At 61.4% G+C, this 14020-nt stretch carries 15 protein-coding genes; 2 read left to right on the top strand and 13 right to left on the bottom strand.

All coding sequences use genetic code 11. The features are described from left to right. The first annotated feature begins 19 nt into the window (after window positions 1-19). Window positions 20-790, top strand: coding sequence for an enoyl-CoA hydratase/isomerase family protein (locus tag GPA27_RS04680; protein ID WP_169138114.1), 771 nt, complete (start codon window positions 20-22; stop codon window positions 788-790). A 75-nt stretch (window positions 791-865) separates the two neighbouring features. Continuing rightward, window positions 866-1498 carry a YbhB/YbcL family Raf kinase inhibitor-like protein gene (locus GPA27_RS04675; RefSeq protein ID WP_169138122.1) on the top strand — a complete coding sequence of 211 codons (633 nt, stop codon included), beginning with the start codon at window positions 866-868 and terminating at the stop codon, window positions 1496-1498. A gap of 61 nt (window positions 1499-1559) precedes the next feature. On the opposite strand, the gene GPA27_RS04670 is transcribed toward GPA27_RS04675, so the two are convergent. From GPA27_RS04670 to bssD, 13 genes are all read right to left on the bottom strand, one after another. Next, the gene (locus GPA27_RS04670) at window positions 1560-3116 is read right to left on the bottom strand and encodes an amidohydrolase (RefSeq protein ID WP_169138110.1); all 1557 of its coding nucleotides are present in this window, start codon (window positions 3114-3116) and stop codon (window positions 1560-1562) included. After that, the gene (locus tag GPA27_RS04665; RefSeq protein ID WP_169138108.1) at window positions 3113-4057 is read right to left on the bottom strand and encodes an SDR family oxidoreductase; all 945 of its coding nucleotides are present in this window, start codon (window positions 4055-4057) and stop codon (window positions 3113-3115) included. The genes GPA27_RS04670 and GPA27_RS04665 overlap by 4 nt, the downstream gene beginning before the upstream one ends. Window positions 4058-4080: 23 nt before the next feature. Further along, on the bottom strand, window positions 4081-5004 hold the full coding sequence (locus tag GPA27_RS04660) for a DUF4037 domain-containing protein (RefSeq protein WP_169138106.1): 924 nt from the start codon (window positions 5002-5004) through the stop codon (window positions 4081-4083). Then, window positions 5001-5585: a YgiT-type zinc finger protein gene (locus GPA27_RS04655; RefSeq protein WP_169138104.1), complete on the bottom strand. Its 585-nt coding sequence runs from the start codon at window positions 5583-5585 to the stop codon at window positions 5001-5003. Before GPA27_RS04655 ends, GPA27_RS04660 begins: the two co-directional genes overlap by 4 nt. A gap of 23 nt (window positions 5586-5608) precedes the next feature. Next, window positions 5609-6133: a hypothetical protein gene (locus GPA27_RS04650; protein WP_169138102.1), complete on the bottom strand. Its 525-nt coding sequence runs from the start codon at window positions 6131-6133 to the stop codon at window positions 5609-5611. Window positions 6134-6146: 13 nt separating this feature from the next. Further along, the gene (locus GPA27_RS04645) at window positions 6147-6428 is read right to left on the bottom strand and encodes a MoaD/ThiS family protein (protein ID WP_050417938.1); all 282 of its coding nucleotides are present in this window, start codon (window positions 6426-6428) and stop codon (window positions 6147-6149) included. Further along, a complete protein-coding gene (locus GPA27_RS04640; RefSeq protein ID WP_169138100.1) occupies window positions 6425-6997 on the bottom strand; it encodes a DUF4125 family protein in 573 nt (190 codons plus the stop codon). The genes GPA27_RS04645 and GPA27_RS04640 overlap by 4 nt, the downstream gene beginning before the upstream one ends. Next, window positions 6994-8736, bottom strand: coding sequence for a vWA domain-containing protein (locus GPA27_RS04635; RefSeq protein ID WP_232299294.1), 1743 nt, complete (start codon window positions 8734-8736; stop codon window positions 6994-6996). The genes GPA27_RS04640 and GPA27_RS04635 overlap by 4 nt, the downstream gene beginning before the upstream one ends. Window positions 8737-8744: 8 nt before the next feature. Then, window positions 8745-9605 carry an AAA family ATPase gene (locus GPA27_RS04630; protein WP_050417936.1) on the bottom strand — a complete coding sequence of 287 codons (861 nt, stop codon included), beginning with the start codon at window positions 9603-9605 and terminating at the stop codon, window positions 8745-8747. A gap of 47 nt (window positions 9606-9652) precedes the next feature. Next, window positions 9653-9883, bottom strand: coding sequence for a benzylsuccinate synthase beta subunit family protein (locus GPA27_RS04625; RefSeq protein WP_050417935.1), 231 nt, complete (start codon window positions 9881-9883; stop codon window positions 9653-9655). 76 nt (window positions 9884-9959) lie between these two features. After that, on the bottom strand, window positions 9960-12554 hold the full coding sequence (locus GPA27_RS04620) for a glycyl radical protein (protein ID WP_169138098.1): 2595 nt from the start codon (window positions 12552-12554) through the stop codon (window positions 9960-9962). Window positions 12555-12577: 23 nt separating this feature from the next. Next, complete coding sequence (locus GPA27_RS04615) at window positions 12578-12760, bottom strand: benzylsuccinate synthase gamma subunit family protein (RefSeq protein ID WP_083447108.1); 183 nt, start codon at window positions 12758-12760, stop codon at window positions 12578-12580. 18 nt (window positions 12761-12778) lie between these two features. After that, entirely contained in the window at window positions 12779-13777 is a 999-nt protein-coding gene (gene bssD / locus GPA27_RS04610) for a [benzylsuccinate synthase]-activating enzyme (protein WP_169138095.1), read from the bottom strand. Window positions 13778-14020: the final 243 nt, after the last annotated feature.

Raw genomic sequence — 14020 nt, 5'->3', positions numbered from 1 at the left:
GGAAGAGAGGAGAACAGCAATGCCGGTAACGCTGGAAGTAAAGAATCACGTCGCCTACGTCACCCTGAACCGTCCGGAAGCGATGAACTCGCTCGACCCGGAATCGACCTGCGATCTCGCCGAAATCTGGGCGCGCGTGCGTACCGACCCCGACATCCGCGTGGCCGTGTTGTCCGGTGCGGGCGAAAAGGCGTTCTGCACAGGCACGGACATGAAGAAGGCACCGCCGCCCACCGAGTGCATGGCAGCGACCTATCTGCGCGAGGGCCAGCCGATCCTGCCGCACATGAAGATGTGGAAGCCGATCATCGCCGCGATCAACGGCTACGCGGTGGGTGGCGGGCTCGAGATGGCGCTTGCGTGCGACATGCGGATCGCCTCGTCGAATGCCAAGTTCGGGCTGACCGAAGTGAAGGTCGCGAGCCTCGCCGGCCTCAACGGCACGCAGGCGCTGCCGCGCGCGATCCCGCAGGCGGTGGCGATGAAGATGCTGCTGACGGGCGAGATGATCTCTGCGGAGGAGGCGCTGCGCTACGGGCTTGTCAGCGACGTGGTCGAGCCGTCGGCGCTCGCGGACCTGGCGCGAACGTACGCGGAGAAGATCGCCAGCGCGGCGCCGCTGAGCGTGCAGGCGACCAAGCAAGCCGCAGTGCTCGGCAAGGACATGCCGCTCGAGCACGGCATCCTTTACTCGCATCTGCTGTGGGGCGTGTTGCGTGACACCGAGGACCGCAAGGAGGGCTTCAAGGCCTTCGGCGAGCGGCGCGCGCCGGAGTTTCGCGGCGCCTGACCGGATGTTGGCAAATACCGGCGACCACGCAGCGGGGCGGCGGGCGCACGCCCCGCGCGTAAGGAGAAGCAAATGATGCGACTGAGCAGCAGCTGTTTCAGCGACGGCGGGCGTATACCTGAAACACATGCCTTCGGGGTGCCGGATGCCACCCAGCACGTGCGCTTCGGCGCGAACCGGAATCCCTCGTTCGAATGGGATGCGCCGCCGCCCGGCACGCGTTCCTTCGTGCTCTTGTGCCATGATCCGGATGTGCCGAGCCGCTTCGAACACGTCAACCGCGTCGACGTTGTGATACCCGAATCGATGCCGCGGGTCGATTTCTTCCACTGGGTATTGGTCGATCTGCCGCCGACGTGCCGCGGACTCTCGGAGGGTCGCTTCTCCGACGGTGTCATGCCGCGCGGAAAGCCGGGGCCCGCAGCGCGGCACGGTGCGCGGCACGGGCTCAACGATTTCACGCGCGGCTTTGCCGGGGATGCGCACATGGCGGGACTCTATTTCGGGTATGACGGTCCGTGCCCGCCGTGGAACGACGGGCGCGTGCATCGCTACATCTTTACGCTCTACGCAGTGGATCTGGATCGTTGCCCGCTGGAGGGGCAGTTCACCGGACCTGACGTGCTCCGGGCGATCGACGGCCGCGTCCTTGACCGCGCCTCGCTGACGGCGCGCTATACGCTCAACCCGCGGCTCAGCGCCGGCTGAGAGCGCCGTCGTCCCTGGTGGCAGCCGGACACTGCGTGCGGAAGCTCCTGCCGTTGCGGCGCTATCGCGTCCAGACGATCCGTCCACCGATCAGAGTCATGGCGACCCGTGCCCGAGCCAGGTCGTCGGCGGTAGTCCAATCACCTGCACCCTCGATCAGCACGAGGTCGGCACGCCGACCGGCCTCAATCGCCCCGGTCGCCTCTTCGTCGCAGCTCGCGCACGCGCTGCCCCACGTGTAGAGCCGCAGCGCGTCGGCGAGCGAAATCGCCTCCTCGACGGCAACCTCGCGGCCTGCATCGTCGCACCGCATGACAGCCGCCTTCAGGCCTTCGAGCGGCGCGCAGGACACCAGCGGCGCGTCGGAGCCGAACGCGAGCGGGATGCCGTGGCGAAGGAATGAGCGGAACGGGAACAGCGGGGGCTGCGCGGGGTCCGGCGGACACGCGTGCAGCGCCGGCGCCGCCAGCCGCAGCAGCGAAGGCTGCGCGACGACGATCGCGCCGCTCGCGGCTACGCGATCCAGCCATTCGCGCGGGCAGGCCGGGCAGTGTTCGAAGCGCGGGCGTAGCCGCGGCGCGAGGCCGTGAGCGGCAAACCAGTCCAGGGTGTTCAGCGACCGGTCGAGCAGTGCGAGGTCCGGCACGTGGAAGGCGAGCTGGAAGCCGGCGAGGTGCGCCGCGAGCGCGGTGGCGTCGAGCAGTTCCTGCGGCGGGGCCGGGTTGCCTGTGCTCTCGTCGAGCGCGATCTTCGCCGCGCCAATCCGCAGTTCGTCAGGCGCGCAGTCGCGATGGGTACTGCCCGTGCGCAGCCCCAAGTCTGCGAACGCTTCAATGCTGTCGGCGCCGGCGCACAAGGACACGCGCGGTCCGACGAGGCCGCGCCGCTTGTAATCGGCCATTGCGTGCCAATGCGCGGGCGTGTTCGACCAACTCGTGTCCTGCAGGCAGGTAATCCCCGATTCGAGGAAGACGCGGTCGGCGGCGCGCAGCCCGGCCTCGATCTCGTCCGGTGCGAGCGGTGGCAGCGCGGCGGCAACTTGGGCGTGGTTGCCGGATACGACGCCGTTGACGCCGCCACTCGCGGGATCACGCTGGATTGTGCCCGCGTCGGATGGTTCCGCCCGCTCGTCGATGCCGCACATCGCGAGCGCCCGGCTGTTGAGCACGCAATATTGCCCGGAGCGCTCGACGACGATTACCGGATGCGCGGGCGATGCGAGGTCGAGCTCCCAGCGAGTCGGCAGCCGCCGCTCGGCCAGGTATGCCGGATCGCAGTTCGCCGCGCGCAACCAGTTGCCGGGGCGCGTCTCGGCTACACGGGCGCGCAATCCGTCGATGAGATCCGCTATGCTCGCAACGCGCGGCGGCGCGCAATCGACATAGCGGGTGGTCATCGCGAAGGCAACCGGGTGGCAGTGCGCGTCGTTGAAGCCCGGAATCAGAGTCGCGCCTTGGCAGTCAACGAGCCGCGTGTGCGGCCCGGTGAGCGGCGCGCGCGCTGAGCGGTCGCCGACGTGCAGGATCCTGCCCTCGCGGATCGCGACGAGATCGGCGCCGCCCGCCCGCGCTCGGGGCGTGTAGGCGACCAGGTTGAACAGGATCAGGTCGGCAATCATTGCGCCTCGCCAACCACCGCCTCGCGTCGCTTGATCATCAGGTAGTACTTCAGCGCCTCGCGCAGCCCGATGTGGAAGGGGGTGTGCTCGAAACCGAACAGGCGGTCGATCTTTGCGCCGTCGTAGACGAGGGACTCATCGATCGGGAAGGGCAGCGGAATCTTCCTGCGCGTAATCTCCCCAACGGACAGCCGCTGCGTCGTGACATCCTTGCCGGTGATCCGACCGAGCGCTTCGACGATGCGTCCGTAGGACACCAGTTCGGGGGACGCGAGATTGAACGCTTCGCCGAAGACCCGCGGATCACCGATGCATGCCCAGATGAGGTGCGCCATGTCGACGACCCAGATGAAGTTGAAAAGCGACGCCTCCGTTTCCGGGATCACGATGGGGTCGCGGTTACGCAGACGGTCGAAAAAATACGTCTCGCGCGGTGCGTAGTTGTAATAACCATAGATGATCGCTGGTCGCAGCACGGTCAACGCGATCCCCAAGCGCTTGCACTCGCGGCGCGCAGCCTGCTCGGCGAGGCATTTGCCGTACCCGTACCCTGCGTATTCCCCCAGTTCCGGCTGCGGGCCGGCGAGCATCGGTGCGCTCTCGTCGACTGGCAGGCCCAAGGGCTTCCGGTACACCGTCGTCGTGCTGATCAGCAGATAGTGGGCGACGGAGCCGCGCAGGTTGCCGAGCAACGTTTCGACGTGCTCAGGGGTGTAAGCGCAGAAATCGACGACTGCATCCCATTCTCCATCCGGAATCGCATCACGGATCTGCCCGGGTCGCTCACGGTCGCCGACGTGCTCCGTGACGCCTTCTATGCGCAAGGGCAGGTTGCCGCGGTTGAAGACGTGTAGGTCGGCGTCCGGCATCTTCAGCGCTTCTTCCACGAATACCCGGCCGGAGAAATAACTGCCGCCGATCACCAGTACACGTATTGCCATGCAGGGTCTCCGTTGGCGCTCGTTCACCCGACCAGGACGCTCAGGCGCCGCAAAGCGGGGTCGTCGATTTTTTCGTGGATGAGCGGACCGTGATCGACGAGAAAGGGGCTGTCGGAGCCGGTCAGTCCCTCGGCCTGCATTTCGGCAATCGTAACCTCGCACAGCGCGTCGATGCGCGCGCGCTTCTCTTCTGCGTCGGCCGAGTGCACCAGGGCCTCGACCTGCGCATGGACGAAGCGACCCAGCTGCGGCAGCGTGAGCAAACCGCGGTGCAGCCACTTGTAGTAGGGCGCATAGCGACGGTTCAGCAAGTAGACGAGCGACATCACATCGTTGCAGAACTTGATCTCCGCGTATCGCGCCGCGAAGATCTCGCCGCGAGCGAGCGCGCGAGCGAAGTTGTACTGGCCCGACTGGCCTACCGACATGCAGCGGGCCCCGATCTTCGCGAGCCTCACGTCGTCGGGATAGAACGCGAGCAGCCGCCGCCGGCGTCGTGAAAAATCGTCGAGCGGGTCGTGGAAGACGCGGCCGGCGGTGCACGCCGCTAGATCCTTCTCCGGAACGCGCAACCAGTCAAAAAGAGTCTGCGGACCATCTGGATGGCGGAGATACTGCTTGTACCACTCGCCCGTCTTAAGCACGCCGACGCGCCCGCTGCCCCATTCGGTTGTCGCGCGCTCGAAGCCGGCGAACGATTTCGGCAGCCGCTCGTAGACCCGCTGTAGCGCGGGGCCGATCGCGACGTGGTCTGCGTCGGTGAGCCACAGGCAGAAGCCGGGACCCCAATCGTGGTCGCGGGACAGTTCGTCGTCGAACCCGAGGCAGTCCGAGCCATCGCCAGCGAGGCCGACCGCGATGCGATCGCGCCACGCGGCGAATTCTCCGTCGAGTAGTTCGCCACCGTAGCGCTCGAAATACCGCTCGGCGAGGGTCAGGCCGTTCATGGCGCGGCCGCGTAGTCGATGACTCCGACGGTTTCGCTGCCTGTGAAAGCCTGCTGCGCGATCAGTGCATCGAGCCGCCGACCGACCCCGGCATCGACGTATTTCTCGCCACACTGCTGGCACAGTCCGGCGGGCACCTTCTTGATGACGTACAGGCGTCCTTCCAGGCGGTAGTCGAAATTGCCGACAGTCACCTGCTTGATGGCTCCGCCGCAGAAGTAGCAGGTCGTGATCGGATCGGACATTGCAGCTATCCCCTCGGAGCGATGCAAGGCGGTGCGCCACAAGGGCGGCGCCGGGACGTAGGCGTGCGTGACGACAAGCCCGCCATCGGCCTGTGGTGCAGCGATCACGTGCACCGCTTTGCCGTCGTGGACGGCGCACAGCAGGTAGGCCGGGACTCGCTCAACGTGCCTGTGCTCCTCGATGATGCGGCCGGTGCGTAGCGCCGCTTCGATCTGCGCCCCGTTGACGGATCCGGCCATCAGCGAGCGGATCACGTGTTCGGACAGCACGTAGCGCGAGGCTTCGGCGCGTGCGGCGATCCACTCGGTTTCGCGGCCGGGGGCGGGAAGGGGCATGGCTTGGCCGAACACGGTTCCGACTACTGATAGACGCCAGTGAAAATTTCATTCTCGTCGGCGAACATTTTCTTGAACTTCGCACGTGCATCGGCGCGTACGCGTTCAGCTTGTTCATGATCCAGCCCGCGTCCCTGGATCCATTTTTCCAGATTGACGCCGCCGGGCAGCCATTTCTCCAGCGTCTCCCGTTCGTACATCCATGCCTTGTCCATGACGCCCAACGCGGCCAGGATTTCCCAAACCTCGTCCTTGGTTTCATCGTGGCAATAGACACACATGACGCAGCGGTTGAGCTGGAATTCAGTGATCAGCTTGCGGTCGTATTTGACCGCGGGAATCTTCTTTTCCTCGACATAAGGGTCCAGCTTCCTTGCCAGTTCCTCGACTTCCTCGCGCAGGCCGAACACAAGCCATTTTCCCCAATGTTCCAGATATTGCTTGTTGGTCAGCGGCGCGCCGCGCAGGTTGATGTAGTTGTAACGGTACTCGACGTGATCCAGAGGAACGACGAAGATGAAATGCGATTCCGGCCGGTCGACGATCATGTGACGCCCCCTTTCAGCCGCCGGCAATGGCCGGAATCACGTTGACGACATCGCCTGCGTCGAGTCTGGTGTTCATGCCATCCAGATGTACGGCGTTTCGGCCATTGATGAAGAATACGAACTGGGGCGAGATGCCTCCGCTGTCGTTCGTCAGTGCCGCGGCGAAGCCGGGATTGTGCTGGTCGATCAAGCTGATCAACGTGGCGACCGTGGCATTCGCCGGTGTATCGATGGCAAGCTCGCTTTGTTTGATGCCCAATACGCCGAGCAGATTCAGCCTGACGTCGATGTTCATGCCGTCTCTCCGTATTTCAATACGCTCTCGGCGTGATCCAGGTCGCGATAGCCGTTCTTGCATACCAGTCGACGCAGGGCCTCGAGCGCGAGATTGCGATTGGCGGCGACGGCTGCCTCGATATTCTCGAAATACAACTGCAATGTATGATCGCCGTAGGTTTCCAGTTCGCAGCCCAGATAGATTCCGAAGTTCCGGCCGTCGCCGGTTTCATCCATGCTGCGGCAACATCGCCGATAAAGGGCGGGATAGCGACGTCCCAACTCTTCCTGCCAATTGCTTTCCATCGTGACGATGATGTCGATCAACGGGCTGTTTGACAGTGGTGGAATCAGGTTGTCCATGCGCGCGTATTTTTCCGCAAGCAGGTTGCGGCCGACCGCCTCGGCCTGTTCCAGATCGGCAAGATAGGAGGCGAGCATCGGTTGCGTCCACGTCTCGAACAGACTGGAGCGGATCGTCTTGAAGTTGTCTGGAGCGCTCTGACAGGGGGCGTGCCGCGCGCTCCTGACGCGGACGAACATCTGCCATTCGGCTTCCAGCACGTGGTTGAGCAAGGACGAGTTCACTTCTGTGGCGTCCTCGATTCACGCATTTCACTGATGATCAACTCGCCAAACAACTTCGGCAATTGTTCGGTCTTGTCGACGAACTTCACGAGAGTGCCGTATTCGTCCCGTAGCGATTGCTTTGCGGACAGACTGCAACTGATGCCGAGCGTGAGCAGGCTGATACCGTTGCCCTTGCAATACTTGATGGCATCCGCCACGCCACACCCCCAATTCGAGGCGCCGTCGGTGATGTGGATCAGCAGCGTTTTTTTCCCCGGCGTGCGGGTATTCAATGCCGTGGCGATGATGGCTTCGCCGGAAGCAGTCCTTCCGTGCGGCAGCACCGTCAGCATGCGGCCACCACGATAGATCTCGGTGATGCGGCACGCGTTCTTGACATCGTTGTAGGCGAATAGTCGCGCGTTGCTCGTGTATTCCAGAATCGCGGTGAACAGCGTCTGGTAGATCATTTCCGCCTGGTCCCATTGCGTCGGGTCGGCCATCGACCCCGTCGCGTCCACCAGCAGTACGACATTCTTGCGCATGTCGAACTCATGATTCTTTTGTTGGAACACTGCGCCGGTGGTGTGGGCGCGGTAAAGCCGCCGACTATGAATCTTCCCCGAACTGAGGCCGCGGTTGAAGACGCTGCGGCGATCGGTGGCGTTCCGCACCACTTGCTCAAGCTTGTGCAAAAGGTGGCGATCGACGCGGTTGCGCGCCATCATGACGATGTCGTTGCCCTCAACTCGGGCGACGTTCTCGAAATTTGCCACGTTCCCTTTGATCTGATCGGTGAAATCGCGGTTCTTCTGCGGCAGCGCCGCCTCGATCAGGTTGGCGTAATTGACGATGGTGGCCTTGACTGCTGCTTGCTCCGCCTCTTCCTGGGCCAGTTCATCATCGCCCATGTCGGGGATCATGAAACGATCGCTGCGATCCCCGGGCCAGAAGCGGATGTTTTTGAGCACTTCGCACCAGAGTTTTTCATAGAGATCAAGGCGGAAATCGCGCCGATCGCTGACGCTCGAGAGCGCCGGGCAGTCGTGGCGCAGGGCGGGCACGATGCTGTTCATGGTCTGCATCGGCTTGCTGTAATACTGGTCCAGGCTACCCCGCATCACCAGGCCACCCAGGGTGAGATCGCTGTGACCCTGCTTGTAGAGTTCCGGGTCGCGATGGGCCGCCAAGCGCCACCACAGGTGCAACATCTCGGAGAGGGTGGGCGGCTTGATCAGGCTCTTCAGCGTCTTGACGATACGCCAGTCACGCGCCACCTCGGCGTAGTAACCGAGCACGCTCTTGTTGGCCAGGCCGTCGACGTAGACGGACTCGCAAAGGGTGAAGAACATGTCGAACTTGTATTCGTACTGCGTCGGGGGCTGGACGCGCAGCCTGAGCATCTCGCGCAGACGCTCTGACCACTCGACACGCTTGTACGCCTCTTGCACCATGATGCCGACCATCAGATCGGTTTTTCCCGCCGGAACCGGATACGTGCCCATGATCGGGGTTGGATCGAGGGCGAGCGCATTGTCGAGTTCCATTCCCGACCAGACGATTTCGCCGACGTTGCGTCCGATGAAGGTCGACAGTTTGCGAATCGCGACCAATAGCTTCACCAACTCGACGGACTCGATCGGGGATTTGTCGCGACGCCAGAAGTCCGAATAGCCTTCCTCACCTGGGATGACGAAGCGCTTGACGTCTCCCGCGCTGTTCATCAGCCGAAGTGTGGTGTCCTTGTTCTTGGCCATGGAAAACCTTAGGCGGCAATGTACTGAACGTATTCGGTCTTGCTCTTTTCCACCTTCCCCAGATTGACGTGCAGCGACAGCAAAACCGACTCGAGCGTCTTCTTGTCGGTTTGGAGACTCGTCACGATGGCCTCGCGCAGCGTACCTCCGGCGGCGATCATCTCGCCGAGCATCAGGATCTTGCGTGTGGAAACGTCGACGCCGAGGTCGGCATTGGCGCGAATGCTGTTCGCCACCGTGATGATTTCCCTGGCCTGCTCGTTTGTTACGCCGGTCTTCTTTTCCAGCACCTCCATTTCGACTTCGTTCGGCAGAAAATCCATGGTCGTGACATAGAAGCGGTCGCGCAGGGCCGGGTCGAGTAGCTCCGTGCCGACGAATTCGGCGCCCTCGTTCAGCGTCGCGAAGAAAACGACCCCGGGCGCCACTTGCAGCAGGCCCAGTTCGTCCATCCATACCTGTCGATCATCGGAGAGGATGGAGAACAGCATGTTCAACGCCTTCGGGTGTTCGGGGCGATTGATCTCCTCGAGATGGATGACGCAGTTGGGCGTCTGGATGGCCTGAGGGAAGAGGAACTGCTTGTAGCGCGTTTCCCCGTTCTCCAGCGCGTATTCACCAAACAATTGTCCCGGCTCGGACAGGATGCCGATCTGAAAGGTCGCCAGCGGCAGCCTGTTGACGGCGGCGTATTGCCGCACCAGAGAGGACTTGCCGCAGCCCTGTTTGCCGACCACCAAGACGTTGACGGGGTGCTTTTTGGATATCTTGGCGAATTTATCGAGAAAGCTCTGGTTTTCCGTACTTACATAGTAGTAGGGGTCCACTTCCGGGATGAACAAGCCATTTGTGCTAGGAGAGGTTTTCATGATCTATCGTCAACGCGGTCGGGAGGTAAGCCACTTCTGTCCGGTGTTCAGACGTGGTCGCGGAAGCTCAGTTTGCCTTCCTCATGCCTGGAGCAGGTCGTGTTCTCGACGTCCCTAAGCCAGCGTTTCCAGACTCCGCCCATGGCGTGGCGGTTGGCGGTGCACTGCCCACGGTGCGGATCGGTGGGGTCAGGGGTTTGCCACTTGCAGATCCGGCAGGGCTTCGCTGTGCCGACTTCGGTATACGGCTGGTTTTGCAAGCTCTTTTCCGCTTCCATGTTATGGCTCCAATATATTTGGTTTGACTATGGGTGGAGGGGCGCAGAACGCTGCCCCTCCGTTTGGCTGCTTTTTTCAGATTTCGACGTTTAGGAATTCGAGATCGGACGCGCTGAAGTCCTGTTCCTGACGGGCAATGATGGTGTTCTGCCCATAGGTTGGAAGGTCGACGAACCGGGCGCTGTAGCCGGACACGCGAACGATGAGATCACTGTGCTTCTCTGGTTCGCGCTGCGCCGCGCGCATTTCGTCGGTGCTGACGACGTTGAACTGAACATGATCGATGTTCAGTTCGTGCCAGGTCTTCATGTACGCGTTCCAGATCTCGAAACCGTGCTTGGAGCGCATGATGGGTACCGACAAGCGCTGGTTCAGCAGATTGGCCTTCTGGTTCTTCTGCACCTTGGACACCGAGCGCAACACCGCTGTCGGGCCTTTCTTGTCGGTGCCCATGTAGGGAGAAATGCCACCGTCGTCAGCCGCTTCGCCGCCGAAGCGGCCGTCGGGCGTCGGGCCCATGCGCGAACCCACTTCCATGTACAGGCCGACAGCCTGACCGGTCGGCAGGACCGGGGCACCAGAGTAGTTGGTGATCTTGCGCAATTCGCCGCCGATGACTTCCTCGTAGAATCGGGAGACGATGCTGTCGGCGTATTCGTCGTCGTTGCCCCACTTTGGCGCGCGCTTGAAGTCGACGCGCATTTCCTCGAAGCCTTCCCAGTTCGCCTTCAGTGCCTGGCTGAGTTGTTCCAGGGTGTACTTCTTCTCCTCGAACACCAGCTTCTTGATCGCCACGAGGGAGTTCGCCGCGACGACCGTCGAGACCTCGTTGTGCCAGGCGTTGGGTTGTTCGGACAGGGCGCAAGCGTCCATGCCGAATTCCATGCAGCCGTCGTCGATTGCCGACACGAAAGGTAACTGCAGGTAGCGCTGCTCGAAGTAGCGCGACACGTCCTTGGTGCTGATGCCAAGGTTGATCGCGTATTGATACTGCTTGCGGAAGGCCTCCCAGATGTCCTCGAAGGTCTTCAACGAGGAGAGTTCACCCGTCTTCGGGCCTAACTGCATGTCCGCGTACGACCAATCGTAGCCGTCGTTGAGCGTGATTTCCAGCACCTTGGCCGGGAAGACCGAACTGCCGCCTTCCGATCGGGTCTTTTGTGTCTTGCGGCGACCGTGAAGGCCGGGCGACATGCACAGCACGTTGACCCAGTTGTGGGCTTCCTCGTCGGTGGCGCCGTTGCCGTTGAGGCTGAATTTGGCATATTCCTTCATCTGCGCCGTGCCGATCTCGTCGTGCTTGATCGACGGATAGCCTAGACCGTCGCGGATGCACTCGAAAACCCATCGCAGCGTCTTTTCGCGACTCTTTTTGCTGTAGCGGAAGACGATGGAGGGCTCAGCAGTGCGGATCCGCTTGGTCGCTTCCAGGATGGCGTCGGTCATGTCGTTGCATGCGTCCTCGCCCTTGGCGTTCGTGCCGCCGACGGTGAGGATGAACAGGTCGTTCGAGCCCGGGAAGATTTCGCGATAGGCGCGCGACTTGCCGGCACCGTGCTCGGAAATCTTCAAACGTTCCATCTCGACGAGTTCCACCGCGCCCATGTGGTCCATCGGCTGGAACTTTTTGTCGATGACGGAGGCCTTGTAGTACGGCCACAGCAGGGTGTCTTCCTTCTGCGCGTAGCCGCTCGCGTAGCGCTCGATGGCGTGGCAGATCAGGAAGGTGAAGAACTTCGCCTGCATCGCGTCTTTGAGGCCCTTGCAGGGCTCGGCGGGAACGCGATGGCAGATGTCAGCAACTTCGAGCAGCTCGGCCTGACGCTTCGGATCGGTTTCAAAATTCTCGGCGACGATCCGGCACAGACGGCCTTGACGGCGCGCCCAGCTGATGACCGCCTTGCAGGCGATGACCATCGCCTTCCAGTGGTCGATCTTGGCGATGTTGTCTAGGCCCTTGGTGCCGTTCCACGGGAAGGTGGACATGTCGGCCTGGGCTTCGGCGATATGTTTCTCGGCGAGCTTGATGCGCGCCAGCAGGCCGTCCTCAAGGACGGTTTCGTAGGGCGGTACGATACTGTTGTAACCGGACGCGAAGGGGGGGGCCTCCATGCTGCTGACCTGGTACATACGGCCGAGGTCGGCCGGGTCGAAGTAGGGCTGGCACTTGCTTTGCAGGCTGTGCGGCTTCCAGTAATCATTGATCGCGGCAGCCTCGTCGGCCGGTTGAGGCGAGTAGTCGCTCCTCAGGTAGTCCTGAACCGCCATGTGGGACAATTCGGGATACAGCGGGAACATGTTCGGATCTTCGGCGTGGTAGCCGACGATGAATTCGTCCTCTTGAAGCACCAGGGTTGACTTGTTCAGAACATTCGCCAAGCCGAGCGCGCGGCGGATGACTTCCGGCTGACCCTCGCTAGCCTTGTGTGCTTCGGTCAGATAGCGCATGCGCTCGATGCCGGCCGTGACGCTCTTTTCGATGAACTCGCCTGCGGATGCGTGTTTCCAGCGGCAACGCTCCTTCAGCCGTTTGGTTCTTGCGGTCGACGGCTTTTGCAGATGCTCGTGCAACTCGTCGGATGGAATCTTTGCTTCGGCCGGATCTTCAGGTGTGAAATTGAGCGTTTTTCCCTTGTATTCCAGTACCTTGGCGCTTGCGATGTCATTCATGGCAGTCTCCTCGAACTTTGGTTTTATCGTTTCGCGTGAAAGGCTTCACATCGCGTGCTGTTCTCGAATATAGGTTTGGAGAGCCAGTATTTGCCTTTGTCATCTTCCTTTTCGCGCACGCAATCTGCCTTGCCGGCTTCGTAATCATCGGCATCCTTGGGAAGAGGAAAGAAGTTTGCGCACTGCTTACATGTGGTGGTTTCCATAGATGAGTCTCCTATTGTTTATGTAATACACCTTGTGGCGGCATCGCGATCAGTCTCGTCTTTGTCCGCCGTGATGCCAACCAAACCGCCAATCGTTACGTTCTTGATGCCTGCAAGCTTCAAACCTTTGACAAGAGGTACTACCTTCTCGGGCGGGTTCTCTTCCACACCTAAATATTGATATTCTTTTTCCCTGCCCAGGGAGCGATATTTTCCTTCTCCATAGACGTGGTAATTTAGAATATCGACACCCTCCAGCTGCATGGTATGGCGACTCAAATAACTAATATAGTCGTCGAAATCCTGGGGGGAATCATTGAATCCAGGGATCACGGGAATATGGATGCGGATGTTGGCCTTGGATCGCATGAGATGCTCGATGTTGTCGAGTATCGGCTGAAGTGGCCAACCAACGACTTCTTCATGTTTCTTTGGATTCAGCGATTTCAGGTCGACGATGAACAGATCGACAAATTCCAGCAGCGGCTGAATAACCTCCCAACGCTTGGGAAAGCAGGAAGTCTCGATGGCGACGTGGACGTTGCGCTCCTTGATTCTGCGCGCCAGCTCCAATGTGAACGAAGGATGGAAGAGAGGGTCGCCACCGCTGATGGTGACTCCGCCGCCGCTGTTGCGGTAAAAGGGGGAGTCGGACAGCGCTTCGCGCAGGATTTCCTCGACGCTCATGCGTTGCCCGACCGTGGTGCGCGCGTCCGTCAGGCAGGCGGCGACGCAACGCATGCAACGCTGACAGTCCGTGCGGTCGAGTTCGACGATCGTGCGGCCGTCCGAGTTGTGCACCAGGCGGGATGTTCCCGCGGGGCAGACGGCCATGCAGCGGCCGCAGCCGACGCAGCGCGCCGGGTAATAGTAGAACTCCTGTCTCACGTCCTGGGTTTCGGGGTTGTGGCACCACGGGCAACGTAGCGGGCAGCCCTTCAGGAAGATGGTCGTCCTGATCCCGGGCCCGTCCTGCAGGCTGAACCTCTGTATTTCGGTAACAACAGGAATTCTCACGACAGCCTCTGCGGTTCATTGCAAACCAAACAATTTTGGAAGCAGACGAGTATCATGCACCGGAGGAGTCAGGTTCGGCAGCGCGAGTCTGGCCCCGTGAATTGAATTTAAGCACCATTCGCCGAACGTGACCAATTGGTGCGAACACTTAAGCAAAGAGGGGTTGTCCCTAGTGCGGCCGCTGCGTCACGGGCGCACAATCGGAAGTGCTCAGGGTTGACGGGGTCGGATCGGCGGCCAATG

The organism is Aromatoleum toluolicum (genome assembly GCF_012911005.2).
Taxonomy (GTDB): Bacteria; Pseudomonadota; Gammaproteobacteria; order Burkholderiales; family Rhodocyclaceae; genus Aromatoleum; species Aromatoleum toluolicum.
This window is presented reverse-complemented; position numbering and strand designations above follow the sequence as displayed.